Consider the following 799-nt stretch of genomic DNA (forward strand, 5'->3'; position numbering starts at 1 on the left):
TTCGGCTCAAGCGGTCGTGGCGATTGTCGCGGTGCTCAAAACCGGTGCGGCCTACGTGCCGATCGACCCGGCGATGCCCGCGGCGCGCATCGAGTTCGTGCTCGACGACGCCGACCCCGTCGCGCTGATCACCACCACCGGGTTGGCCGAGCGGCTAGCCGGCCACCAGCTGCCGCTCATCGACATCGACGACCCCCACACCCAGACCCACACCTACCCCGCCACCGCGATGCCACCGCCGGCCCCCGACGACACCGCCTACCTGATCTACACCTCAGGAACCACCGGAACACCCAAAGGGGTAGCCATCCCCCACCACAACGTCACCCAGTTGATGGCTCAGCTGGATGCCGGCCTGCCGCCCAGCGGGGCCTGGCCGCTCTGTCATTCGCTGGCGTTCGACGTGTCGGTGTGGGAGATCTTCGGCGCGCTACTACGCGGCGGCCGGGTTGTGGTGGTACCCGAGGAGGTGGCGGGCTCGCCGCACGACTTCCACGACCTGCTGGTCAGGGAACGGGTCAGCGTGCTGACCCAGACTCCGTCGGCCGTGGCTGGGCTGTCCCGGCAGGGATTGGAGTCGGCGGCATTGGTAGTGGTCGGCGAGGCGTGCCCGGTCGAGGTGGTGGACCGCTGGGCGCGCGGGCGGGTAATGGTCAACGCCTACGGTCCTACTGAGACGACGATGTGCGTGGCGATCAGTGCGCCGCTGGCCCCGGGTTCGGGGGTGCCGATCGGTGCGCCGGTACCGGGAGCCGCCCTGTTCGTACTCGATGGTTGGTTGCGTCCGGTGCCGGCCGGT

1 protein-coding gene is annotated in these 799 nt (G+C 69.5%); it reads left to right on the forward strand.

The features are described from left to right. A partial coding sequence (locus AC5Y30_RS25420) for an AMP-binding protein (RefSeq protein WP_499922062.1) occupies positions 1–799 on the forward strand: 799 nt, incomplete at both ends.

This window comes from Mycobacterium sp. NGS27 (assembly GCF_059813005.1).